Below are 25,315 nucleotides of genomic sequence, written 5' to 3'. Positions count from 1 at the left end.
GCGGTGCGTAAGTTCAGAGCGGAAGGGCAGACCTTCCGGCCGCGGAATTACTTGATCCGCGGCAGGGTCTCGAACTGGTGGAACGGTGGCGGAGAAGACAGGGTCCACTCCAGGGTCGTTGCACCTTCACCCCACGGGCTGTTGCCGGCAACGCGCTTCTTGGAGAAGGCTTCCACGATACCGTAAATGAACACCAGCACAGCAAAGGCCGAGATATACGATCCGATGGAGGATACGAAGTTCCAGCCAGCCAGCGCATCCGGGTAGTCGGCATAGCGGCGCGGCATGCCGTTCAAGCCCAGGAAGTGCTGCGGGAAGAAGATCAGGTTCACGCCAATGAAGGTGATCCAGAAGTGAGCCTTCCCGATCGTCTCGTTGTACATGTAACCGAACATCTTCGGGAACCAGTAGTACCAGGCCGCAAAGATCGCGAACACGGCGCCCAGCGACAGAACGTAGTGGAAGTGAGCCACAACGTAGTAGGTGTCGTGGAACGCACGGTCGAGACCAGCGTTCGCCAGCTGCACGCCTGTCACACCACCGACGGTGAACAGGAAGATGAAGCCGATTGCCCAGACCATCGGGGTTTTGAACTCGATGGAACCGCCCCACATTGTCGCAATCCAGGAGAAGATCTTAACCCCGGTCGGAACCGCGATCACCATGGTCGCTGCTACGAAGTACGCCTGCGTCTCAACGGACATGCCGACGGTGTACATGTGGTGGGCCCACACGATGAAGCCGACAACACCGATCGCAACCATGGCGTAGGCCATGCCCAGGTAACCGAAAATCGGCTTACGGGAGAACGTGGAAATGATGTGGCTGATGATGCCGAAGCCCGGCAAGATCAGGATGTACACTTCCGGGTGGCCGAAGAACCAGAACAAGTGCTGGAACAGAACCGGGTCACCGCCGCCTGCAGCATCGAAGAACGTGGTGCCGAAGTTACGGTCGGTCAGAAGCATGGTGATGGCACCCGCCAGAACCGGCAGGGACAGCAACAGCAAGAAGGCTGTGATCAGAACGGACCAAGCAAACAGCGGCATCTTGTGCAGGGTCATGCCCGGCGCGCGCATGTTGAAGATGGTCGTGATAAAGTTGATCGCACCCAGGATCGAAGAGGCACCTGCGATGTGCAGTGACAGGATCGCGAGATCCATTGCCGGGCCCGGCTGACCGGATGTGGACAGCGGCGGATAGATCGTCCAACCACCACCAACACCGTTGGCTCCCGGAGGACCTTCAACGAAGAGCGAGAGGATCAGCAGAAGGAAAGCCGGCGGAAGCAGCCAGAAGGAGATGTTGTTCATCCGCGGGAACGCCATGTCCGGTGCACCGATCATGATCGGCACGAAGTAGTTAGCATACCCACCAATCATGGCCGGCATGACCATGAAGAAGATCATGATCAGACCGTGAGACGTGGTGAACACGTTGAAGGTATGAGCATTTGCAAAGATCTGCATGCCCGGCTCTTGCAATTCCATCCGGATACCGACGGACAGAGCGCCGCCGATAATCCCAGCGAAAATCGCAAAGTACAAATACATCAGGCCGATGTCTTTGTGGTTGGTCGAATAGACCCAGCGGCGCCATCCGTAAGGATGGTCATGTGCCGCATGTGCTTCGGTCGCAGCCATTTTGGGCTCCCTCTTTAGTCGTTTTCAGCGGCGCTGCGTGTCAAATCGCGCGCAATCGCCAAATTGGCTCGCCGCCGCGTTATTTCGCGGCGACGGAAATTTCGTCCAGGTCGCCCTGTGCGGCGAGTTTCTTGGCTTCCGCGATGGAGGCCATAAGCTGCTCGTTGGCAACGTCCAGGTCGTCTTGCGCTGCAGACGCCCACTGCTGGAACTGATCCGCAGAGACCACACGGACTGCGATCGGCATGAAGGCATGGTCCTTGCCGCAAAGCTCGGAACACTGACCGTAGTAGACGCCTTCTTCGCGGGCATGGAACCAGGTCTCGTTCAAGCGGCCCGGGATCGCGTCGATTTTGACGCCCCATGTCGGCATTGCGAATGCGTGGATGACATCTTCAGAGGTGACCTGAAGGCGCACAGTCGTGTCAACAGGGATAACCAGATCGTAGTCGACTGCGAGCAAGCGCGGCACTTCGTCGATGGACACGCCGCGCGCATCTGCGACGGCCTGACGGTCTGCGTCCTGGACCATGATCGAGTCGAAATAGAGCTCGCCCATGTTTTCGTCGGTGTACTCGTATCCCCAGTACCACTGATAACCGATCGCCTTGACCGTCATGTCGTATTCCGGGATTTCCAGCTGCTTGTACAGCAGACGGAAAGATGGGATCGCGATGATGACGAGGATCAGGATCGGCACAACGGTCCAGACGATCTCGATCGTCGTGTTGTGCGACGTGCGCGACGGTACCGGATTGTTTTTGGCGCTGAACTTCACGACGCAGTAGATCAGCAGCGCCAGAACAAACAGCGTGATGACCGTGATGATGATGAGAGTGAAGTTGTTGAACCAGGTGATGTCGTCCATCACATCGCTGGTTGAAGCCTGAAACCCGAGCTGCCAGTTGTTGAACCCAGGCTCTGCTGCCAATGCCGTTGTTGAAACACCGGCGAATGCGGTCGCCATCGTGACCAAATTCATGAGACGCTTGAAGACTGCCTTCACGTCCGCGCTCCCTTCCCTCAGCCGCCCAGATGGCGGCGCATGCAAATTTCCGGACCCTGCCCGGTCGAATACCTAAGTGCCGCAGTAATAGGCTTGCCGGAACTCCGCAAGCTTAAACTGCCGGTTCCAGACCCGGCCGTCCTTCTAAAGGATTGCCGGATATAACCACATCCACGGTTAAAGAGCGATGCTACCAATCGGCTAGGGCGGCGATCTGCCGCATCTTTTCATCGGCCCCTTTTGGCCGCACAAAAACCACAAGACGCCGTGCGCTGCAACGAAATTTGCGCGATTTCACAAGTAGCTCGGATTTTTTTCCAATTGAGAGAGATCAAGGACAGGCGGATTTTCGACAAAAAAACCGGCTATCCAAGAGCTTTGCACCGGCGGTGACTGGAATCGTCCGCATTCATGCGGCAATGTCTGGCCGGAAAACACTCCTGATTCGCTGCGGTCAGCACATTTTAAAACGTGCGCTGTGCGGATCTGACCACGAACGACTGGAGGAATTCTTGTCGACCCAGTTGCCGCAGCAGCGCCGTAGCCGCTCGCTTCTCTCCACCCTGCCGAAACTGGCGGCCGCCGCCGCGATCGGCCTGACCGCATTTGCGCACAGCCTGCAACCGGCGAGCGCCCAAGGCGAAATCCGCGCCAATCATGGCGATTGGCAAATGCGCTGTGACACGCCCCCAGGCGCCGCCAGTGAGCAATGTGCGCTGATCCAGAACGTGACCGCTGCCGATCGTGAGAACGTTGGTTTGTCGGTCATCATTTTGCGGACGGCCGACAAGCAGGCCCGCATCTTGCGGGTTTTGGCACCGCTCGGCGTGTTGCTCCCCTCCGGCCTCGGCCTGAAGGTTGACGGCAACGACATCGGACGGGCGGGTTTCGTCCGCTGCTTGCCGAACGGCTGTATTGCGGAAGTGATTCTGGAAGACGAGCTGCTGAACCAACTAAAGTCCGGTTCCCAAGCAACCTTCATTATTTTCCAGACACCCGAAGAAGGGATCGGTATTCCGATCTCCTTGAACGGGTTCTCTGCAGGCTTTGACGCCCTGCCCTAATGCAGACTTGATCTGTGATCGAAAAGGCGCCCTCATCAGGCGCCTTTTTTATTCTGCAGCAGCGTCCGGGTTGGTCGCCTCGGCCGCCTTGCGCGGGGTCACCCGGTGCAGTTTGTCCGAACCGGCATACATGCCACCAGACAATTGCTCAGCCAGGCGCTGTTCATCGCGATACCGCACGTCTTCCTCAATCTGATCAATCCGATCGAGCGGCGTTCCCAGAGCCTCCAGTGCAGCCCTACCAAACACCACACTCGATTCGAACGTTTCACGGATCTGGAAGTCGACGCCCTGTTTGGTGAGGTCCATGGCATGCGCCCGATCCGTCGCGCGGCAGAAGATGAGCGCTTTGGGGAAATCCTCGCGGATCATCTCGATCGACTGCGCCATTACCTTGTCGTTTTCAATGCACATGGCGACAAGCGCCGCATCGCCAGCGCCTGCTGCCTCCAGGACATCTGCGCGCGTAGCATCGCCATAATAGACCCTGTAGCCTAGCTTCCGGGCGTAGGCGATCCGGTCCGGCCGGTTGTCGATCGCGGTGATCTCAAGGCCTTCCGAGGTAAGGATTTGCGCAACGACCATGCCGAACCGGCCGAAACCGACGACAAGTACCGTTGGCGTTGCCTCATCGAATGTTTCAATGGACGGGTTTTCAACACCGCGCGCTTTGGCGCGCGTGGCCAGAACATCCAACCCCAGACAGGCCACCGGGGTTAAAAGCATTGTCAGAATGACAATCGCATTCAACAGATTGGCGGTCTCATAGTCGAAGATCGAATTCACAACGGCCGCGGTGAAAAGGACAAACGCAAATTCACCGCCCTGCGGCAGGGTCACGGCGATCCGCATGGCATCGGAGTTGCCGGATCCGGTCCCCCGTGACAGCCCCCACAAGAAAAGCCCCTTAACCACCATGACCACGCACACTCCGCCCGCGATGTAGGCCCAATTTGCCATAACGAGTGAGAAGTCGAGCGACATACCGACGGCCACGAAGAAAAGGCCCATAAGGAGCGATCGGAAGGGTTCGATATCGGCTTCCAGTGTGTGACGGAAACTCGATTCAGCAAGAAGCACGCCGGCCAAAAACGCGCCCAGCGCCATCGACAGGCCGACTGTGTGCATGATCCCGGCGCTGCCGAGCGCGACCAACAGGGCCGCGGACAGCATGACCTCGCGGGCTCGCGTCGCGGCGAGCAGCAAGAAGACCGGTGAAATCAGGTATCGCCCGGTCAGAATCACCGCTGCCACCGCAGACAAAACGAGCAGCACTTCCTGTACAATTTCCACCGTCGTTGACGGGCCCTCTCCGGGTGCCAAAATAGCAACCATGGCCAAGAGCGGGACGATGGCAATGTCCTGCAACAGCAAGATGCCAAAAGCTCGCTGACCATATTCTGATGAAAGCTGCCCGCGCTCCTGCAAGATCTGCAGAGCAAAGGCCGTTGAGGACAGCGCCAAGCCGAAGCCCGCGACGAGGGCCGCTGATTGGCCCATGCCGGCGAGTTGCGCAAAGCCGAAGAGGCAGACGCCGGTCAACATCACCTGCGCCGTGCCGAGGCCGAAAATGTCACGCTTCATGCGCCAGAGTTTTTGGGGATCCAGTTCAAGGCCAATGACAAACAACAGCAGGACGACGCCAAGCTCGGCAACGTGCAGCACGTCCTCGCCAGAGCCCAAGAGCTGAAGACCATGCGGCCCGATTGCAGCGCCGGCCGCCAGATAGCCCACCACCGAACCGAGGCCGAGACGCTTCGCGATCGGCACCGCCACAACGGTCGCCGACAGAAATATTATCGCTTCAGCAAATAAGGGAGGCGCACTTTCTGCAGCCATGCTCTCTCCGGCCCCCGGCCTGGTGTTTCATCTTACCCAATTAAACGGCGGAAATCTCGAAAGATTCCTAAACATGTTAGCGATTTGTCAGAAAGAAACATTGAGATAGGCCAATGCAGACAGCGTCTAAAGCAATACCGTGCCGCCAAGAAATCATCCGACCATTTCCTGCTCGCAGACTAGCGGTCAGGTGAGCGGGCTCATGACACCCTTCTGGTAGGCCGGACGTTCGGTCAGTCGTTTGTACCAGGCCGCAAGATACGGCTGATCGGGGCGCTCAAAATCCATATTGAACCAGGCAAAAGCAAGGCTTCCAAGCGGGATATCGCCGACCCCGCACGCGTGACCGGACAAATAAGGCTGGTCTTTCAACAGTGTATCGACAACGGCGAACTGAGCGGAACAATGCTCGATACCATGCGTGATGGCTGCTTTGTCCCTGTCTTCCGGAGCCGTTCGGACCAGATTCCAGAAGAGATCTCTGAACGGCATCCCGAACGAAAACGTGGTCCAATCCATCCACTGATCCGCCAGCGCCCATTCCCTCGGATCTTCTGAGAGGAACGGCGCAGTGCCATAGGTTTTTGCCAGATAGCGGCAGATCGCGTTGGATTCAAAAATGGTGAACTCCCCGTCTTGCAGGCAGGGAATCCGGCCATTCGGATTCAGCGCGCGATAGTCAGGCGTATCGACAACGCCAAAGGCCCCACCGGCATCGATCTGCTCGTAGTCCAGGCCGAGTTCCTCCAGACACCACAGAACCTTGCGCACATTGGACGAGTTGATCCGTCCCCAGACGATTATGTCTGACGCCATTTCGCTATCACCCTAAATCGAAAACGGCCGGCAGAGCTGCCAGCACAGGAGAGGGTTTGTTGCTACTGCGATGCGCCGGCGATTGCAAAACAAAAAGGGCCTTCAGTGCTTTACTGAAGACCCGTCTTAAGTTGTTCAGATCGAAGTTATCGATGCTTAAACCGCAGTGCCACCCACTGTCATGGCATTGATGCGCATGGAGGGCTGGCCGACACCGACCGGAACGCCCTGCCCCTGCTTGCCACACGTGCCCATGCCAGGGTCAAGCTCCATGTCATTGCCAATCATCTCGACGCGTGTCAGGGCATCCGGACCGTTGCCGATCAGCATGGCACCCTTGACCGGCGCGCCAACCTTGCCGTTTTCGACCTTGTAGGCCTCCGTGCAGGAGAAAACGAACTTTCCGGACGTGATGTCGACCTGACCGCCGCCGAAGGCGACCGCGTATATTCCGTCCTTTACGGAAGCGAGAATTTCTTCCGGATCCTTGTCACCGTTCATCATGACCGTATTGGTCATACGCGGCATCGGGATGTGGGCGTAGGACTGTCTGCGGCCGTTGCCGGTCGGCTCCATTCCCATCAATCGGGCATTCTGGCGGTCCTGCATGTAACCGGTCAGGATACCGTCCTCGATGAGCGTCGTCCGGGCAGCTGGCGTGCCTTCATCATCGACCGACAGGGATCCGCGGCGATCCGGGATCGTTCCGTCATCGACAATCGTCACGCCAGGTGACGCCACCCGCTCACCCATCAGGCCCGCAAAGGCCGAGGTTTTCTTGCGGTTGAAGTCGCCTTCCAAGCCGTGACCTACGGCTTCGTGCAGTAAAATGCCCGGCCAGCCTGGTCCAAGGACAACATCCATCTCACCTGCAGGTGCCGGAATGGCGTCAAGGTTGACCAGCGCCTGGCGCAACGCTTCGTCGACACCGCCCTGCCAATTCTCTGTTGTGATGAACCGCTCGAACCCTTCCCGGCCGCCGCACCCGTAAGAGCCGCTTTCCTGGCGGTCATCATTGCCCGCAACGACGGAAATGCTGAGGCGCACCATCGGGCGGACATCCCGCACAAGATGCCCGTCAGCACGCAGGATCTCGACCACTTGCCATGACCCGGCAAGCGATGCGGAAACCTGACGCACACGCGGGTCCTTTGCCCGTGCATAGGCATCGATCTCCTGAAGAAGCTTGACCTTGTCTTCAAAGCTTGGGCCGCCCAATGGATTGGCGTCGGTGTAGAGCGACAGATTGGTGCGCGCCGGAGCAGCGGCGTAGGTCCCGGAGTAGCCTTTCGACACAGCACTCACCGCATCGGCCGCGCGTTTCAACGCCGCCTCAGAGATGTCCCCTGCATGGGCATACCCGGCCGCTTCTCCAGCCACCGCCCGCAAACCGAAGCCTTGCGCCGTGTCGTAGTTGGCGCCTTTCAGCCGGCCGTTGTCAAAAACGAGGCCTTCGGTCTGGCGGTATTCAACAAACAGCTCGCCATCATCGGCATTGGCAAGCGCTTCCTTGGTGATGCGTCTGGCTGTTTCCAAACCCAGGCCGGATGTTTCAATCAGATCAGAACTGGACAGAGCCATCAGAGTTTCCTTGTTGATCCAGTGCCGCTGCCAGATACCAGACAGAGCTGAAAACCGGGCGGCATGTATGTCTTCTTGACAACAACATAGGGATTTGGCGGGGCAAATCACCCCAAAAGCGCAGAAATCCACTTGGCATCATTTTAATATGAATATAACACTCATATTTAAGTGCGGACGATTTCCTCCCGCCGATCCAGCTGGGCATCTTCCGAAGACCCAAGCCAGACCTCCAAAATCCTGAAAAATCGACTGCGGCCTCCCCGCAGCAAAGAGGCTTGCGCCATGACTGATAAGACCGGACGGCGGCTGCCGTCCAGCTTAATTGCATTCAACTCCTTTGCCGCAGCCCGTGGAGATGGCTTGCATCCGCGGCTTGCCGAGGCCTTGGCCAAGACCGGGCCTGTCTCTGGTCCACCCCTTTCATCTGAAACTGCCGCTAACGTGGTCCGCGTCTGTTTATTAAAAATCCAAGCACCTGATCGGAAGACAGGATCTGAAAGGTCATGAACGGCGTTTTGATCGCCCTTCACCTGGTCGCGTGTCAGCCTAATCTGTTGATCTGCGAGGACCTGTCCGCCTCCCGAGAGTATTGGGAGGATATGGACGCCTGTCAGATGGCCCGTGAACCGGAAATGGACCGGGCCCGGGACGATCTTCCAGACGAGACCGTTGTCATGTCTAGGTGCCGTTACACGATCGCGCCGGATGCCCGCACAGCGCCAATTTTCTAGGTGACATCGCCTTTGCAAACCGGACCGGACTTGCCGAACCCGCCCAATGTGCCATAAAGAGGCCCATGAGGACGCTAAACGTCCGGAACAAAAGCATCAGGCCACCATGAACCGCTACGAAAATCCGCGCATCCCGAGCGAAGCCCGCATCCGGTATCTCGATGGAGATTATCAGGTTGAGACTCCGGGAACCTTCGTGCGCTGCGCCGTGACGGGCACCGCGATCCCACTGGATGAGCTGAAATACTGGTCGGTCGAACTGCAAGAGCCCTATGTCGATGCCCACGCGTCTATGAAACGCTACCTGGAAACGCAGGGTAAGAACTAAACCGTTTTGTCTGTTTAGGACCTGAAAGCGCGGTTTCTCAGGCAGTCCTTGATCAGGGACACCAGCCGGTCTTCCTCCGGGATCTCCATTTGCACATCAAGAACTTCCGCCTTGGCAGCGAGCCAATGGAAGATTTCGCCGCGCTGTGTGGTGATGCGCGCCATGTCCTTGGCCGTGGTAACGAGTTGCAGCCCGTTCCGATCGGACTCCGTCAACAGTTCCCGGGCATCTGCTTCGCTGAAATCATGGTGATCGGCAAACTCCCGTGTCCTTGCCAACTTGTGACCAAGATCGGTGAGGGTCTTAAAGAATTTCTGGGGCCGGCCGATGCCGGCAAAGGCCAGGAGATCTTGGCCTGAGAGAGCGTGGTTTTCTTCCGGAACGATATATGCATGCAGGAAAGGCAATCCGCGCCGGCCCGCCAAATGGACAGCGTCCGAAGCCCGCTCCCCCTCTCCGACAAGAATCAAACAGTCGGCCTTGACGATTTGTTTTTCCGCCGGCGCACGCAGCGGTCCGGCGGGAAAACACAGACCATTGCCAAAGCCGGTCGCGCAGTCCACCAGGACCAAGCTGAGATCCTTGTGCAAAGACGGGTTCTGGAAACCATCGTCCATTAGGATCATGTCGACCGGCTGCTTTTCCAGCAATTCAGCTCCGGCCGGACGGTCGGCAGAAATCACTGTTGGCCCGGCTTGAGCCAACATCAGCGCTTCGTCGCCAACGTCCGCCGCAGTGTGTTGTGCCGGGTCAACAAGCACAGGCCCTTTGAGACGCCCGCCATAGCCGCGCAACAAAAAGCCGGGCGTGTGCCCTTCCTTGAGCAATCGGTCTGCCAAGCGGAGCGCAAAAGGAGTCTTGCCGGTTCCACCGGTCACAAAATTACCGATGCAAATAACCGGCAACGCGCTTCTTGCTTTTGAATGCTGCACCATCCGGCGGCCAGCGATGAGGCCGTAGATCCAGCCAAAAGGGGCGAGCGCGAGCGCAGCCGCGCTGCGATTGGGTGTCCACCAGAAATCAGGCGCCTTGCCCATCGCCCCTCTCCATGGTGTCGGCCCGAGATGGTTCTGACAGCATGGGCTTCAGCAAGTCAGCTGTCCGTGTCAAGGCGCCGCGTCCCTTGATGACCAGGTTCATCGCCTGGTCGACCTGCTCCTTGCGGTTATCAGGGTGCTCCATGAGGCCGGCAACTTCCGAGGCAAGCTGAGCGGGCTCCTCAACCTTTAGAGCTGCGCCTTGTTCCCAGAGGTCCTTATAAACGGCTCTGGCATTGGCGACTTTCGGCCCTGTAACCAGAGCCGACCCCAAAAGCACGGCCTCGACGGGATTGTGTCCACCGGCGTCGTTGAACGACCCTCCGAGAAAAGTCACCGGGGCCAAGCGGTAGAACAACCCCATTTCGCCGAGCGTGTCACCTAAATAGACCACGGTTTCGGCGGTCACCGGATCGCCGCAGCTCCGCCGGGCCATCTCGTGGCCACGTTCACTGACAAGTGCTGCCACATCATCTGCGCGGGCCGGGTGGCGGGGAACAAGGAGCAAAAGCAGGTCCGGATGTTCTTCAAGAAGACGTGCATGCGCCTTCAGCGCTATTTCATCTTCGCCCGGATGCGTCAGGGCCGCCATCCAGACCGGGCGATCGCCGATTTGATCGGCAAGGCGACGGCGGTCTTCTTCATCAGCAGCTGGTTCTGCAGCATCGAACTTCAAATTGCCCGGCATTTCGACGTGCCGGCATCCGAGCTTCAAGAACCGATCCTTGTCTGCATCGCTTTGCGCCAAAACCAGATCGAGACACTTGAAGATGTAGCCAGAAGTTTTCGGGGCTTTCATCCAGTTGCGCGACGAGCTCTCCGACATCCGTCCATTCAGAAGTGCAAACGGGATACCGCGTTGATGCACCTCGTCGAACATGCAGGGCCAAATCTCGGATTCCACCACCATGGCCAGATCGGGCCGCCAATGATCCAAAAAGTTCGAAACGCATCCCGGAGTGTCATACGGCGTGAACTGATGAATACACGCTTCCGGCAACCGCTTTTCGGCGAGTTCAGCAGCCGTGACCGTAACACTGGTCAAAAGCACCGAGTGGCCGTCGCGTGCAAGCTCTTCAATCAGCGGCAAGACAGACATCGTTTCGCCGACGCTGGCAGCGTGGATCCAAACAAGAGATCCCTTTGGCCGCGGCACTCCAGGAACACCGAAGCGCTCCCCCTTACGGCTTTCGATTTCTTTGCCGTTTGCAGCGCGGCGGCGGAACAAAAGATGCAGAAGTGGTGTCAATGCCCGTCCAAGGGCCCGGTAAAGCGTCAGAGCGATGGGGCGACGCTCAGCCATTCGGCCTTCCGACAAGCTCGTAAACGCGGCGCGTTGCAGTGTTGAGGCCGTCTTCCACTTTCTGGCGGTAGGCTTCCAAACCTTCATCATCCGTGTCGGACGGCACCCAGATCAGGTCACCGCCAACGATTCCGCCGCGGCCAAAAGGCAAGTTGACACTCGCCTTGTCCCAGCTGTTCAGCTCGATGCTGCGGCTCGTGGCCACTGCGACCGGCAAGATCGGACGACCGGAGTGTTTCGCGAGCTGCACAATCCCGGCACCGGAGTGCCGTGCGGGCCCTTTCGGAACATCGGCGGTCATCGCGATGGAATATCCGTCCTTCAACGCCCTTACCGCCTCGATAAACCCGCGCATGCCACCACGCTTCTTGATTTGGTGCGCAGTCCGCCCGCCAGAGGCCCGGATCAATCCCATGCCCAGCTTCCGGGCGGCAATTGCATTGATCTCGCCGTCCGCGGATTTGGAGATCATCACCTTGGCCGGCCAATGCGATGGTTTGGCGAACGGCACCATGAAGTGCTGTCCGTGCCACATGGCCACTATCACGGGCAGGTCCTTGTCCGTGTCTTCATGGATTGTCACAGGTTCGATCGTAAACCGGTTCGTGTAATGAACCAGCTTCAAATATCCAGCGAGCAGGGAGCCGATTGCCGAAAGAACAAGCGGATGTCGGCCGATGCGTTTTAGCATTTTTCTTTTTGCCCAAGTATGGAGCGGCGCCGTCAGCTGGCCGTGTCGGGGTCCAGCAACCGGTGCATATGTACAATGAAGTAGCGCATGTGCGCATTGTCGACGGTGGCCTGCGCCTTGGCTTTCCAAGCCGTGTAAGCCTCCGCATAGTTCGGATAGATCCCGACGATGTCCAGTTCATCCAGATCGCGGAATGTCAGACCGTCGGGACTTTCCAGTTCGCCGCCGAAGACCAGATGCAGGAGTTGTTTCGGTGCTTCTGTATCGCTCATGAACAGTCCTTGTTTGCCTGTATCCTCGAAGCTTTAAGCAATCAACTTTCCCAGAACGTTGCGAACCGGCCCGCTCAGTTGCACAGGGGCTGCAACAAGTGCGGGATGGCGCGTCTTCGCGCGGTTGTAAAGCAGTTGCTCACCCGACAGATCGGTCAGAGTTCCGCCAGCTTCCTGCACCAAAAGATCGGCGGCTGCAAGATCCCAATCGCTTGGCCCACCACGCGCGGCCCCGACATCCACCCGGCCACACGCCACCATTGCGAGCCGGTAAGCCAGAGATCGCAACACATCCGTTGCCTCAAAACCGGCCGCCTGAACGTCTTTGTTGGCGGCAATCGAATAGGGCCCGGTTAACAGGGCTCCTGCTGTTTCGGTTCTGTTCGAGACCGTGATCTCATCCTTGTTCAAGGACGCCCCACCGCCTTTTGCCGCAAGAAACATTTCCTTTCGTCTTGGACAATAGACCGCGCCCGCTACAGGCCGCCCCTTGTCGACAACTGCAACGGATACAGTCCACTCGTCACCGCCCGCCAGGAAGGCGCGGGTTCCATCAATCGGATCCACGATGAACACGCGGTCATGTTGCAGCCGGATCGGATCGTCAGCGGTTTCTTCCGACAGCCAGCCGTAGTCCGGCCGGGCCGCGCGCAAGCTGTCGCCGAGAAAACGATCCACGGCAATGTCAGCCTCCGAGACAGGAGACTTGTTGCCCTTGAACCAGGTTTCCGGATCGCGGCCGAAAAAGGTCAGCGCCAGCTCACCGGCCTCAAGCGCCGCATCTTCCAAAAGCTTCAGGTCTGCGTCAAAGGCAGCAGCATCAATTCCCGGCAAGGGCCATTCCTTCAATCATGATTGAAGGGGCCGCAGCTGCATAGCGGTTGTCCAGATCACTGCCGGGCACCATCCGCTTGAACATGTCCCTCAAATTGCCTGCGATCGTGATTTCGCTGACGGGTCTGACGATCTTGCCGTTTTCGAACCAGAATCCGGCAGCTCCGCGTGAATAGTCTCCGGTTAGGCCGTTTACCCCGTGACCGATCAGATCCGTCACAAGAAGGCCGTCGCCAGCGTCTGCCATCAGCTCTTCCAGAGACTTTTCTCCCGGCATCAAGGTCACGTTCGTGGAGCCCGGAGACGTGCCACTGCCTGCGCGCCGGGCGCGGCCGTTCGGTGTCAACCCGAGCTCTCGTGCCGAGGCCCCATCCAAATACCAGTGTTGCAAGACACCATCTTCAACCATATTCAGAACGCTCGCCTCGGTTCCCTCACCGTCGAACGGGCGGGTTGCCGCGCCGCGGCGCTTGAACGGATCATCAACAACCGTCAGGCCGGGAGCCAAAACCGCCTCTCCCATCTGATCCATCAGAAAGCTGGTCTTCCGCGCAACCGATGCGCCATTTATCGCACCGACCAGGTGTCCAAGGATGCTGGGGGCCGCCCGCGCTTCATAAACCACGTTGGTGGTGCGCGTGGAAAGCTTGTCCGGGTTGAGCCTGCGCACAGCCCGCTCCCCGGCTCGGCGGCCGATATCCACGGGTGCGTCGAGATCTTCAAAGAATGTCCGGCTGTCAAAATCGTAGTCCCGCTCCATCGCGGTGCCATCACCGGCCACGGCCGTCATGGACATGCCGAAACGAGAAGAAAGATATGACCCCTGAAATCCATGGCTGGTGGCCATCACCACACCGGCAAGTCGCCAGGATGCCGATGCACCACCGGATTTGCTGACCCCCTCCACGCTGAGGCCCGCAGCTTCTGCTTCGAGCGCTATGTTGGTGAGTTCGTCGGCTGACAGTTGTTTGCTGTCCAAGAGTTCCAGCTCCGGCAGCTGCTTGACCAGCAAATCCGGATCAGCAAGGCCCGCAAACGGGTCTTCCGGCGCCACCTTGGCCATGGCGACAGCGCGTTCCGCAAGATCTGACGGATTGTCCAACTGATTGGCCGACACAGCTGCACTGCGTTTTCCAACAAAAACCCGCAGCGTGACGTCATCCCCCTCGGCACGTTCGGTCTCTTCGACCTTGCCGTCCCGGACTTCAACGCCCAGAGAGACACCAGTGACTGCAATGGCGTCGCAGGCATCTGCGCCTGCATTGCGGGCTGCAGCAACCAAACGTTCGGCTCGGGATTGGAGTTCAGTTTGATCAATCAATTCGGACATTCATACCGCCTTAGTGTTGGCATACCGCCTTATGTTGGGCTGTTGTTTACGCTCCGGACGATAGAGCCGCAACCGTTGGAGGATAACTAATGGTGTGCGGCGGAACGAAAACCGATTTGCATGGAAATTGGGGCTGCATGCTGCTCTTGCCAAGCCATTATGCTCAACAGAGTGTTAGCGGGCTCGTTACACTCCAGTAACCCTCTTTAAAATCACAGTTTTTTAACCGTGTCTCTTAAGCAGATCACGACTCTTCGGTGTGTAGAGTAACTTCATCAAGAGGCCAAAAGGCCCGGTGGAGAAGTCACAGTGAAGCGTCAAACAGAACAACAGATGACACAAGCGGCCGGGATCGGCACCGAGCAGGTGCTGCATCCCGGTTGCCTCCCAATCCAGTTCCAGCAACGCCTGGAAGCCCGGCCAGGAACAACCTCCCTTCCGGCCGATATCTTTCTTGATCGCGAAAAAGCAATCATCAAGCGCCGTGTTGGCGGTCTGCCAGTCACAATCGTTGTTCCGATGCATGGTTTTGACGGCGTGATGGTGCGCATTGTTCCAGGCGCTACGCCTGGAGAAATCCTCGCCAGTTTGATCCTGAAGCATCCCGACAGTGCGCTGTCGATTACACTGGTGGAAACACATTCATCCGACGAGCTGGCAACGCATTGGAGCCGCTGGGCACAAGTCTTGTCGTTGCCCATGCTGGTGTGTGATCTCGGTGGTGCCGTCAAACCGATTGAAGCTTTTCAGGCCAACCCGGCTGCTGCCCCAGCACCACGCCGGAAACTGCGTCTCCTGACCGGCCGCCGCCCGCGCTTCTTGAACCGGCGGCAAACAGGATCACTTGGCAAAGTGTCTGCGAGTTACGCTCACGAACGCGAGATCATCGCGCGGGACTGACTCTACGCCTTTCGATTTCCCGTCAGGCGAACATCCCTGAAATCAAAGCATCTGCCGTGAAGCCGATAAACAGGATCCAGCCGTAGATCTTGTTGGATCGGAACAGCTGGAGACACTGATCCCCGTCATCAATATCGATAATGACGATCTGCCAGCCAAGATGGATCGCGCCCAGAAGAATGCCAAGGAAAGCAGCCGGTCCGGCATCGGCCAAGGCTGCAGCAAGGGCAAACAGTAGGGACGCCAAAGCATAAAGCACGATCAGTGCAAGCCGGGTGCGATCGCCGAACAAACGAGCGGTCGACTTCACACCAACCAAGGCGTCATCTTCCTTATCCTGATGAGCATAGATCGTGTCGTAGCCGATGGTCCAGCATATCCCGCCGATGTAGAGCAGGATTGGCGCCAAGGACAGCTCTCCAAAAACCGCAGCCCACCCCATCAACGCGCCCCAGGAAAACGCGAACCCCAGGAACAGCTGCGGCCAGTTCGTGATCCGTTTCATGAACGGATAAATCGCGACCGGGATCAGCGATGCGATGCCCAGCGCAATCGAGAAGCTGTTGAATTGCACGAGGACCAGCAGACCGACCAGCGCCTGGACCACTAGAAATATCTTTGCCTGATGTTTGCTCACCTGCCCGGCAGGGATCGGCCGGGAGCGCGTCCGCTCCACCTGGGCATCAATATCAACGTCCACAATGTCATTGTAGGTGCATCCAGCACCGCGCATTGCAACGGCACCGATCAGGAACAAGAGCATGTGCCAGGGATTCGGCCAGCTGTTGCCCGCCGCGATTGCCGCAAGCGCTGCGGACCACCAGCAAGGCCAAAGCAACAGCCACCAGCCGATCGGTCTTTCCCAGCGGGCCAGACGGGCGTAAGGGCGCAAACCTGCAGGCAGGCGGGTATCGACCCAATGCTGCTTCACCGCATCTGCAACCGGGCCGGTATCCCGGGTGGAAAAGAACATGGTGTGGTCCCTGATTGACGTTTCGCGCGTTAAAAATCCCGCCGAGTCCGCGTTTGATTCCCCGCAGCTTTACCGGCTGCGCAAATGAAAATCACCCCCAAGCGGCAATTCACACAGTAAAGCTCTGGAGATCCATTCGCGAGAGGCATAACTGACGCAGTCCGCCCCGCAAGACCAATTTGGAGCGACCTTCAGCAAGTTTCGTCACTTTCCTGATCGGAATACCGAATGAGAGCGGTTCGGGAAAACCCTTCGATTTCGTACACGGCTGCGAGCGGATCATCTTCCTTTACATAGGCGACCACCACGTCCGGACCGAAGTTTTCCAAGTCGCCAATGATTGCCCGGAGAACCCGCTGGGCAAGCCCCTGCCCTTCATAGGCTTTCAGCAACTGGAGCTCCTCCAGTACCGCAAGCTGACCTCCCCACGAAACAGATTGCTGAAACGACACGCTGGCATATCCCGCTGGGACACCACGCATATCAATCAGGTAGATGCGACCGGCCGATGCATCGACAAGAAACCGGCTGATGGCATTTTCATACTGCTTGTTGAAAGTGCGGCCCGTCTCTTCCCGGCATGTCCGGACAATGCCGAGTATGTCCCGCCGGTTGACCGGAGACCCCAACACGACCTGCCATGCGCGGCTCATGTCCTCTCCTGTAGGCTGATGGTCGTCTTGTCGGGCAACGGTACACCTCCGGCCCAATTGCGGCACCGGCGCCGGCATGTTAGACCGCGCCTCACTTGCGGAAGCGGCCCTGCCGGCCCCGACATCCGCTCCCCTTCTTGTTGATGCATGTGAGATTGGCATTTCATGAAAGTTCTCCTGATCGGATCCGGTGGCCGCGAGCACTCCCTTGCCTGGGCCTTGGCGAAATCCCCGAAGCTCACAAAGCTTTATGCGGCCCCCGGGAATGCCGGTATTGCCGCACATGCAGAGCTCACCGATCTGGACGTTTCAGACCATGCAGCCGTGATCACCTTTTGCCGCGACAAGCAGATCGAGTTTGTTGTCGTCGGCCCGGAGGCGCCACTCGTCGCCGGGTTGGTGGATGATCTGGACGCGGCGGGCATTAAGGCTTTCGGTCCAAGCAAGGCCGCTGCGCAGCTCGAGGGCTCCAAGGCCTTTACAAAAGCTGTCTGCGATGAAGCGAATATCCCGACGGCCAGCTATGGCCGGTTTGACAACGCTGCGGATGCCCTGGATTACGTGCGCACAAAAGGCGCGCCCATCGTCATCAAGGCGGACGGCCTGGCAGCCGGCAAAGGTGTCGTGGTCGCCATGACACTTGCGGATGCGGAAGCAGCCGTCACAGATTGTTTTGAAGGTTCTTTCGGTGCGGCTGGTTCTGAGGTCGTGATAGAAGAGTTCCTGGAAGGCGAAGAGGCGAGCTTCTTTGTTCTGTCAGACGGCATCAACGCGCTGCCTCTCGCGACGGCACAGGATCACAAACGCGCCTTTGACGGCGACGAAGGTCCGAACACGGGTGGCATGGGCGCCTACTCTCCGGCTCCGGTTCTCACCGATGCTCTGGTTGCAGAGGTCATGCGTTCCATCATCGAACCGACAATCGAAACGTTGTCCAAACGTGGAACGCCGTTCAAGGGCGTTCTCTACGCGGGCCTGATGATCACATCGGACGGCCCCAAACTGATCGAATACAACACGCGCTTTGGCGATCCGGAGTGCCAGGTGCTGATGATGCGGCTGAAAAGCGATCTTCTAGACCTGATGATCGCGAGCGCGGACGGTACACTCGATCAATCCCAAGCCGACTGGCACGATGATGTTGCATTGACCGTTGTTATGGCTGCCAAGGGGTATCCGGGCGCTTATGAAAAGGGCACGGAGATCAAAGGACTGAATGCTATCTCGGCAGATGAAGCCGAAGTCTTTCACGCCGGAACAAAGTCCGATGGCGACAAGATCCTTGCAAATGGCGGCCGCGTTTTGAACGTCACGGCGCTTGGTATATCGGTGAAGGACGCACAGGAAGCTGCCTACAAGGCCGTGTCGAAAATCGATTGGCCAGAAGGTTTTTGCCGGTCCGATATCGGCTGGCGCGCTGTTGCGCGTGAGAACTGAATTAGCCCAATAGACCGATAGCCATAAACGTCTCAGATAAATAGGCTCCTCCCGACGACTCATGTTGGGAGGATACTGTGGGCGACACACTGCCAGACCTGTTTCCAGGTTTCGAAAGCCATTTCGTCGAAACTGCGCAAGGGCCGATTTTCTGCCGGAGGGGCGGCGATGGCCCGCCGCTCTTGCTGGTGCACGGCTATCCGCAGTCACATGTCATCTGGCACAAGATCGCTACGGACCTTGCCAAGTCCTTCACGCTCGTGATGCCGGATCTTCCAGGATACGGGCAGTCCGTCATCCCGCCCTTGAGTGACGATCATGCCGCCTACTCCAAGCGGACGATGGCGCAGACCATGGCCGAGGTTATGGCACATCTTGGCCACGACCAGTTTGGGGCGGTTGGGCATGATCGGGGTGGGCGTGTGGTGTATCGTATGGCGCTCGACATGCCCGATCGGCTTTCTGGCGCTGCGGTTCTCGATATCCTGCCGACCTTTGACTACTGGAACCATCTTGACCGCACCTTCGCACTGAAGATTTATCATTGGGCGTTTTTGGCTCAACCGGCGCCCTTTCCTGAAAACATGATTGCCGCCGACCCAATCCCGTTTCTGGAGCACAAGCTCGCAAGCTGGAGCGCGGCAAAGGACCTGTCGCCCTTCTCTGAGGGTGCGCTTCAGCACACACGCGCTTGGTTTTCAGATCCGGCGCGCATCGCGGCGAGCTGCGAGGACTACCGGGCCGGGGCGCATATCGATTACGATCATGATGCAGAGGACCGTCGTACAAATAAAAGCATCTCCCAACCGTTTCTTGCGTTGTGGGGCGAACAGGGGATTGCGGCCAGTATCGAAGATCCGCTGGCAACCTGGCAGACATGGTGTCCTCACGCCAAAGGTAGGGCAATTATAGGCGGACATTTCCTGCCGGAAGAGTCACCAAAAGAAATCGCACAGGAGATACTCGAATTCTTTTCCCTGTAGAAAATACCAAAGTATAAAAAATCAAATTCCAGCTTCAACCAAACTTGCTGAGCTCAAATGCGCATGGTGTTAAGCTGTTAAAATGCAGTGCTTTTCAGTGAAAGTCCTTAATTTTCTTAACACTCTTATTCAATGCAATTTAACGAATACCCGCTATCGATAATTATGGCAGGGACTCTTCCTATCTTATTGGCGCCATCTGGGCTGCCGGAATTTAAGGATAGTGCCTGACGAGGTGCGGGGGGCAACCGTACGCAACGGTTGAAGGTTTGGCGTGGTTGAGCGGAGTATGCGGGACACCGAAGTGAAACGGTCCGGATATCATTTTCTCGATACTGTGGAATCCCGGTTGGATCACATCGCCGCTCAATGGAGCGACGATGGCGCTCGGATTGAACGCCCGCTTAAAGCTGTCTTTATTGGATTTCTGGCGCTCATCGTTTGCATTCTAACGCTCCAGAACATCGTCACTGAAGTCTCGCGACTGCAAGTTCCATTCGATCGAGTGCAGTCAGCTTCCAAAAAGCTGGTCCATCAGGAACAGCAGCGCAATGCCCAGGCTCTTGCAACGCTCACAGACCGTTTGACGTCCGATGACAATCTGACCTCGGCGATGGTCAAGAATGATCCCGCATCTGTCGCGCTTTATGCAGAGCGTGCTTTTGAGACCTTCAACGGCAAAGAGGGGCCTTACCGGTTGGCAGTTTATGGACCTGATCATTCGGTTCTGTACCAAAAAGGTCCTACGGCAGCCGCTTTGAAGACCTCGCCTGACATGACCGGAGACGACAATCATGCAAGTGCGCCGCGTGTCTCCAACAGCCTCGAATACGATCAGGCTGGAACCATTGTGGTTCGCAGCACAGAACCTTTGGTGTATGAGGGTCGGCTGCTCGGCTATCTGGATTTAAGTTCCAGTATCGAAACACATCTGATGCATTTGAGTTCTGCCGTTAACGGCAAGATTCTCAAAACCGGCGGGCCGGTAACCGCTGCGTCCACAGCCGGTTCCAACGAGCAGAACCCACAAGCAGCATCAGCCGCTGTTCCACTGTTGTTCAAGGAAGATGACACGGTTCTCATGACCGAGGGTCTGTCTCTTCCATTGGTGAATGCTGCGCCGGGCTCGAAAATCATGCTGCAGCGGGACGTTACAGCTGCTGCAAACGCCTTTTTCAAAACCACCCTCGTCGTGCTGCTTGTCTCCTTGGGCTTCGCGATCCTTGCCTGGGTTGTCATGCAGCGCCTCTTGGCCCGGCTTCAACGCCGAATTGGCCGCACATGGTCCAGCCTGGAAGAAGCGGTCAGTTCCAACACCAAGGAACTGGAACGCAGCCGTGCCCAGCTTCTTGAGGCTCAAGCGATTGCCTCAATCGGCAGCTGGGAGTGCGATCTCAGCACAAAAGAGATCTCTGCCTCGGAAGAGTTTTTCCGGATTACCGGGATTTCGCCCACAACAGCGTCTGGCAATCTGCTGGAGCAATTGATCGAGCGCGTGCCTGCAACCGATTTGCCCCGGGTCAAGTCAGTCATTCATCACGCGCTCGCGCAATGCCAGCCTTTTGATCTGGAGCATTCGATCTTGAGAGCTGATGGTTCGCTTGCGCGGATCCACACCAAAGGGCGTGTCTTCAAAGGAGAAAATGGCCGGAGCGTCCGGGGTATCGGCACTGTCCACGACATTACGGAACGGTCCAACACGGAACGCCAGAACACGCTGATGGCAAAGATCCTCGAGACGTCGCTTAACGAGATCTATGTCCTCAACGCCGATACCTACCAAGTTGAATACGCAAACGCCTGCGCGATTACGAACCTCGGCTACACGCTGACCGAGCTGCAAAATCTGACGCTCTGGGACATCAATCAGGAGTTCAGCCGCTCTACCATTGCTGAAAAACTCGTTCCGTTGGCTGAAGGTACAGAGGCCAATATCACGGGCGAGGCCCAACAGCGCCGGAAAGATGGAACGGATTATCCGGTCGATTTCCAGATCCAGATGGTGCGCGACCAGGGCCGTAATCGCATCGTCGCCATGGCGAACGACATTTCGGAGCGGGTTCAGCGCGAATCTGAAACCCGGGACGCGAAGGAACGCGCTGAGCGGCTTGCCTATTTTGATCCTCTGACGAAACTCTCGAACCGCGCCGGTTGTCAGCGCGATGCCGGAAAGCGGTTCGCCAAAACCAAAAAGCCGGCATTCCTCATCCATGTGGATATGGACAATTTCAAACGGGTCAATGACACGCTTGGGCATCTGGCCGGTGATTATTGCCTTGCAGAAACCGGACGCCGCCTGCGCGAAGTCAGCCGCGGGCTCGGGACGCCCTACCGTTGGGGCGGCGATGAGTTTGTTATTCTGGCCAATTCCTCAGACTCCGATCCGAACGAATTGTGTGAGCGCGCACGCCGGCTGATGCGGGCCCCGATGGAGTTTAACGGCACAACCTTCTGGCCGACCGTCAGCATGGGGATTGCCCTGTGCCCGGACCATGGCACGAACTTTGAAACACTTCTGGTGAATGCGGACCTTGCGCTTTACCGCTCCAAACACAGCGGCAAGGACCGGTTTACGTTCTATTCATCCGACCTGCAGTCCGTGAACGACAAGGAAGCGGAACTTGAACGCGAGCTGCACATGGCAGCGCAACGCGACGAGTTCTTCCTGGTCTTCCAGCCACAGGTCAACATGCGCACTCACAAGGTCGTCGGCGTCGAAGCCCTTGTCCGCTGGCAGCATCCAGAGCGCGGCGTCGTTTCGCCAGGGGAATTCCTGCCCGTCGTTGAAAAGACGGGTTTTGCCGCCGTTCTTGGAGAAATTGTTCTCGACAAGGCGTTCGCGGCAGCCAAGTCCTGGCAGGATGCGGGACTGGATTTCGGCCGGATTTCGGTAAACGTTTCTCCGGCGCACCTATCCTCCGGCATGCTGTTCGATCAATTCAAAACCGCTATGGAGCGGCATGATCTGGCACCAGAACGGATCACAGCCGAAGTCTTGGAATCGGTGTTCCTAGACGACCACAAATCAGGTCACCTGTCGACACTCAAGGACCTTTACGAGATGGGCGTGCATGTGGAGCTGGATGATTTCGGCACAGGCTATGCCTCGCTTACCCATGTGGTCGATCTCCCGATCAACGGTTTGAAAATTGACCGCTCATTTACCCAGCAGCTGCTCGAAGATGACCGCAAGGAAATCCTGATCAACCAGCTGATCCATCTGGCCCGCTCGCTCAACATCTCGGTTGTTTGCGAAGGTGTTGAGACAGAAGAGCAATATGACCGCCTGCGCATGATGGGTGACTTTGCGGTCCAGGGCTTCCTCATTGCAAAGCCCCTGCGTTTTGAAGACGCCACTAACTGGATGTCGGAAACCGCGGAAGACCTCTATTTCGTGTTTTAGGACCTGCCCATCACACCGTCACACTGCTGACGTTATGATCAGGCAACGAGTGGCCAAAGGGCCGTTTGGCAACACGACGTTCCCGACACTCGCCGAATAATCAACAGAGGCATCGGGCCACATGCTGCAAAACGCGTCGTATCCCAAGATCGGCCTGGCCCTTGGCGGCGGCGGAGCAAGGGGCCTTGCCCACATTCCCGTTCTTGAGGCATTTGACGATTTGGGGATCAGACCCCACAAAATCGCCGGAACGTCTATCGGTGCGATCTTTGGGGCAGGCTATGCTGCCGGGCACAGCGGTGAGGACCTGCGCGCCATCGCTCTGGATTTGTTTGCCGACGGCAATAAAGTCCTATCGCGCTTTTGGAAACTTGGCCCCAAACGCATCCGGGACCTCTTCCGTGCCGGGCCGGTTCAATTCGACCCCGTCGGTGTGCTGGACGCCTTTGTCGCCGAGCATCTGCCACCCCGATTTGAAGACCTCGATGTCCCCTTACGAATCTTGGCAACCGATTATTTCGGCTGCACTGAGGTCGATTTCGAAACCGGCCCGCTGCTGCCCGCTATTGCAGCCTCTATTTCGATTCCAGCCGTTTTCCGTCCCGTCCGGCATCAGGGAAGATTTCTGATCGACGGGGGTGTTGTAAATCCGTTGCCCTTCGACGGCTTGCGGGAAGAGTGCGATTTTGTGGTCGCGGTTGACGTTGTCGGCGCCCCGGTTCCGCGTTCAAATCCGGCTGACATCAGTATGCTGGACTCGATTTTCGGATCTTCGCAAATCTTGATGCAGACAATCACGGCACAAAAACTCAAACTGGATCAACCGGATATCCTGATCCGCCCGCAGCATGACAATACCCGCGTACTCGATTTTCTGAAAGCAGGAGCAATTCTGGAAAAGTCCGAAACCTTACGTGGTGTGACACGGGCCAAGCTGACAGAACTGCTAAATACAACAAGCGATTCAATCAAATAATCTCAAATACTATTCAAGCAATTTCCCTCGCTTAATTTACCGACTGTGGATACTTAAGACTCAATTAACTGAATTTCGCGATCCTTCTCTATGAACCGAGGAGTAGAGCAATGCCGATGGCAAAGGGATCCGCAGATTTAGAGACATGCCCCGTCCCGGATGACATCCTGAAGAAACTTCTGGATTCTGCCCTGAACGCGACGGCTGAGATCACTGGCCAATGGCCAGCTGCACAACGCGCAGCAATGGCAGTTTACTGCTACCGGCGCGCCCATTTGCGCAGTCTGGGCCTTCAACTTGCCGCCCAATGCGAACAATCCGACTTGGTCCGCGAAGCCGGAACAGCCGGCGAAATGATCTATCTGCAATCCAAAACTGCCGGTGCGGCCACCGACGATCTGAAAACACGGCCCCGCGGGACGAGACCGCCGGTCAGCCTTCACATCGTTTGATTGAGTTCCCGGGGCGGGTCCTTCCTCCCACCTGCCCCCACCTGGCAACCGTCCAACAGGCCGGTTGCCTTTTCTTTGGGCAAATGATTGTCCAACCGATCAAATTCCTCGCGATCACCCATAATTCCTTGCCGGTCTTGCCTGAAAGCCTAGTATTATTTGGGTGACACTCGCGAGTGGGGATCGTTCAGCATGTGGCAGTCCATCCATTGCATCCGACCAGCTACCTGGTTTCGTCGACGCTTTGAAAGCAATGCGGCGTTCCTTCTCACCTTCTTTTCGGCAATTCTCTTTGCTGGCCCTGCTCTGGCGATCTGCCAGGTCGTCGCCGATGCTCCGTACAAACCGTTGCGGCCGGGCGAAGTCCGGGTGTGGAACGCCAATCTGGAGCCAGATCAAGTCAGCATTCGCTACATCGGGCATTCTACCTTCGAGCTGGAAACTCCCCAAGGGATCCGCATCGCAACCGACTACAACGACATTTACCGTCCGTTTCTTCCGCCGACGATCGCCACGATGAACGGAGCCCACAGCACCCACTATTCGCTGAACCCTGACCCGAACATCGAACATCTGCTCTATGGCTGGAACCGGAACGGCGGCCCGATGGATCATGATATCTTTGTTGGCGATGTTCGCGTTCGAAATATCCAAACCAACATTCGTGGCTGGGATGGGGAGAGCCGCCGGCTCGGCAACTCAATCTTTATCTTTGAAGCCGCCGATTTGTGCCTCGCCCACTTGGGGCATTTGCATCACCGGCTGACGGAAAACGATTTGCTGCGCCTTGGGCAGATTGATGTCGTTTTCGCCGCCATTGACAACTCTTCGACCCTTAGGCTCGACAGCCTTATGGACGTGCTGGCTGCCATCAGTCCATCGATGATCATTCCGATGCATTTTCATTTCGCTGGGGCCCTTCCGGCATTCATGGGCCGGGCAACGGAACAGGGCTACCGGATCGTCCGTGCGGAGACTTCAAGTGTGACCGTGAGCCGTAGCACCCTGCCAGCGGAAAAAACGGTCTACATCATGATGCCAGGCGGAGCATAGATCAGGA

The 25,315-nt window shown here is 57.4% G+C and carries 23 protein-coding genes; 10 read left to right on the top strand and 13 right to left on the bottom strand.

Features of this window, described 5'->3' with window-relative positions:
• Positions 1-47 precede the first annotated feature (47 nt).
• Together ctaD and coxB are read right to left on the bottom strand one after the other, a co-directional pair.
• Entirely contained in the window at positions 48-1,643 is a 1,596-nt protein-coding gene (ctaD, locus tag RBB44_RS03600) for a cytochrome c oxidase subunit I (protein ID WP_133948357.1), read from the bottom strand.
• Between the two features lie 79 nt (positions 1,644-1,722).
• Positions 1,723-2,625, bottom strand: coding sequence for a cytochrome c oxidase subunit II (gene coxB, locus RBB44_RS03595; protein ID WP_306149976.1), 903 nt, complete (start codon positions 2,623-2,625; stop codon positions 1,723-1,725).
• 443 nt (positions 2,626-3,068) lie between these two features.
• Between coxB and RBB44_RS03590 the strand changes: the two genes are divergently transcribed.
• The gene (locus RBB44_RS03590) at positions 3,069-3,713 is read left to right on the top strand and encodes an invasion associated locus B family protein (protein WP_306149975.1); all 645 of its coding nucleotides are present in this window, start codon (positions 3,069-3,071) and stop codon (positions 3,711-3,713) included.
• Between the two features lie 48 nt (positions 3,714-3,761).
• Here RBB44_RS03590 and RBB44_RS03585 read toward each other — a convergent pair whose 3' ends face one another.
• From RBB44_RS03585 to tldD, 3 genes are all read right to left on the bottom strand, one after another.
• A complete protein-coding gene (locus RBB44_RS03585; protein WP_306149904.1) occupies positions 3,762-5,552 on the bottom strand; it encodes a monovalent cation:proton antiporter-2 (CPA2) family protein in 1,791 nt (596 codons plus the stop codon).
• 186 nt (positions 5,553-5,738) lie between these two features.
• The gene (locus RBB44_RS03580) at positions 5,739-6,368 is read right to left on the bottom strand and encodes a glutathione S-transferase family protein (protein WP_306149903.1); all 630 of its coding nucleotides are present in this window, start codon (positions 6,366-6,368) and stop codon (positions 5,739-5,741) included.
• A 156-nt stretch (positions 6,369-6,524) separates the two neighbouring features.
• Positions 6,525-7,949, bottom strand: a complete 1,425-nt coding sequence (gene tldD / locus RBB44_RS03575) for a metalloprotease TldD (protein ID WP_133948363.1) — start codon at positions 7,947-7,949, stop codon at positions 6,525-6,527.
• Between the two features lie 506 nt (positions 7,950-8,455).
• On the opposite strand from tldD, the gene RBB44_RS03570 reads away from it, so the two are divergent.
• A complete protein-coding gene (locus RBB44_RS03570) occupies positions 8,456-8,683 on the top strand; it encodes a hypothetical protein (RefSeq protein WP_306149902.1) in 228 nt (75 codons plus the stop codon).
• Between the two features lie 106 nt (positions 8,684-8,789).
• Positions 8,790-9,011: a DUF2093 domain-containing protein gene (locus RBB44_RS03565; protein ID WP_040452894.1), complete on the top strand. Its 222-nt coding sequence runs from the start codon at positions 8,790-8,792 to the stop codon at positions 9,009-9,011.
• 14 nt (positions 9,012-9,025) lie between these two features.
• On the opposite strand, the gene lpxK is transcribed toward RBB44_RS03565, so the two are convergent.
• The 6 genes from lpxK to RBB44_RS03535 are packed head-to-tail and all read right to left on the bottom strand — an operon-like array spanning position 9,026 to position 14,478.
• Positions 9,026-10,048 (bottom strand): tetraacyldisaccharide 4'-kinase, encoded by a 1,023-nt coding sequence (gene lpxK, locus RBB44_RS03560; protein ID WP_306149901.1) that lies wholly within the window; start codon positions 10,046-10,048, stop codon positions 9,026-9,028.
• On the bottom strand, positions 10,032-11,351 hold the full coding sequence (locus tag RBB44_RS03555; RefSeq protein WP_306149900.1) for a 3-deoxy-D-manno-octulosonic acid transferase: 1,320 nt from the start codon (positions 11,349-11,351) through the stop codon (positions 10,032-10,034). The genes lpxK and RBB44_RS03555 overlap by 17 nt, the downstream gene beginning before the upstream one ends.
• Entirely contained in the window at positions 11,344-12,042 is a 699-nt protein-coding gene (locus RBB44_RS03550) for a lysophospholipid acyltransferase family protein (RefSeq protein WP_306149899.1), read from the bottom strand. The genes RBB44_RS03555 and RBB44_RS03550 overlap by 8 nt, the downstream gene beginning before the upstream one ends.
• Positions 12,043-12,074: 32 nt before the next feature.
• Entirely contained in the window at positions 12,075-12,314 is a 240-nt protein-coding gene (locus tag RBB44_RS03545) for a DUF4170 domain-containing protein (protein WP_008191070.1), read from the bottom strand.
• A 33-nt stretch (positions 12,315-12,347) separates the two neighbouring features.
• On the bottom strand, positions 12,348-13,148 hold the full coding sequence (locus RBB44_RS03540; RefSeq protein ID WP_306149898.1) for a 3'(2'),5'-bisphosphate nucleotidase CysQ: 801 nt from the start codon (positions 13,146-13,148) through the stop codon (positions 12,348-12,350).
• The gene (locus RBB44_RS03535; RefSeq protein WP_306149897.1) at positions 13,135-14,478 is read right to left on the bottom strand and encodes a TldD/PmbA family protein; all 1,344 of its coding nucleotides are present in this window, start codon (positions 14,476-14,478) and stop codon (positions 13,135-13,137) included. The genes RBB44_RS03540 and RBB44_RS03535 overlap by 14 nt, the downstream gene beginning before the upstream one ends.
• Before the next feature lie 309 nt (positions 14,479-14,787).
• Here RBB44_RS03535 and RBB44_RS03530 point away from each other — a divergent pair, with 309 nt between their 5' ends.
• Complete coding sequence (locus RBB44_RS03530) at positions 14,788-15,378, top strand: DUF6101 family protein (RefSeq protein ID WP_306149896.1); 591 nt, start codon at positions 14,788-14,790, stop codon at positions 15,376-15,378.
• Positions 15,379-15,400: 22 nt separating this feature from the next.
• Here the strand turns inward: RBB44_RS03530 and ubiA are convergent, their stop codons facing one another.
• Together ubiA and RBB44_RS03520 are read right to left on the bottom strand one after the other, a co-directional pair.
• Positions 15,401-16,351: a 4-hydroxybenzoate octaprenyltransferase gene (gene ubiA / locus RBB44_RS03525; protein WP_306149895.1), complete on the bottom strand. Its 951-nt coding sequence runs from the start codon at positions 16,349-16,351 to the stop codon at positions 15,401-15,403.
• A 191-nt stretch (positions 16,352-16,542) separates the two neighbouring features.
• Entirely contained in the window at positions 16,543-17,004 is a 462-nt protein-coding gene (locus RBB44_RS03520) for a GNAT family N-acetyltransferase (RefSeq protein ID WP_306149894.1), read from the bottom strand.
• 165 nt (positions 17,005-17,169) lie between these two features.
• On the opposite strand from RBB44_RS03520, the gene purD reads away from it, so the two are divergent.
• The 6 genes from purD to RBB44_RS03490 all read left to right on the top strand — a co-directional run bounded on the left by purD (position 17,170) and on the right by RBB44_RS03490 (position 25,308).
• Positions 17,170-18,441, top strand: coding sequence for a phosphoribosylamine--glycine ligase (gene purD / locus RBB44_RS03515; RefSeq protein WP_306149893.1), 1,272 nt, complete (start codon positions 17,170-17,172; stop codon positions 18,439-18,441).
• A gap of 77 nt (positions 18,442-18,518) precedes the next feature.
• Positions 18,519-19,424 (top strand): alpha/beta fold hydrolase, encoded by a 906-nt coding sequence (locus tag RBB44_RS03510; protein ID WP_306149892.1) that lies wholly within the window; start codon positions 18,519-18,521, stop codon positions 19,422-19,424.
• Between the two features lie 289 nt (positions 19,425-19,713).
• Positions 19,714-22,827 (top strand): bifunctional diguanylate cyclase/phosphodiesterase, encoded by a 3,114-nt coding sequence (locus tag RBB44_RS03505; RefSeq protein WP_306149891.1) that lies wholly within the window; start codon positions 19,714-19,716, stop codon positions 22,825-22,827.
• Positions 22,828-22,948: 121 nt separating this feature from the next.
• Positions 22,949-23,803, top strand: coding sequence for a patatin-like phospholipase family protein (locus tag RBB44_RS03500; protein ID WP_306149890.1), 855 nt, complete (start codon positions 22,949-22,951; stop codon positions 23,801-23,803).
• 110 nt (positions 23,804-23,913) lie between these two features.
• On the top strand, positions 23,914-24,255 hold the full coding sequence (locus RBB44_RS03495) for a hypothetical protein (protein WP_306149889.1): 342 nt from the start codon (positions 23,914-23,916) through the stop codon (positions 24,253-24,255).
• Between the two features lie 192 nt (positions 24,256-24,447).
• Entirely contained in the window at positions 24,448-25,308 is an 861-nt protein-coding gene (locus RBB44_RS03490) for an MBL fold metallo-hydrolase (RefSeq protein WP_209179371.1), read from the top strand.
• Positions 25,309-25,315 lie beyond the last annotated feature (7 nt).

It is taken from the genome of Roseibium sp. MMSF_3247 (genome assembly GCF_030733765.1).
Lineage (GTDB): Bacteria > Pseudomonadota > Alphaproteobacteria > Rhizobiales > Stappiaceae > Roseibium.
Note: the sequence above shows the minus strand (reverse complement) of the source record. Positions and strands in the feature narration are given on the sequence as shown.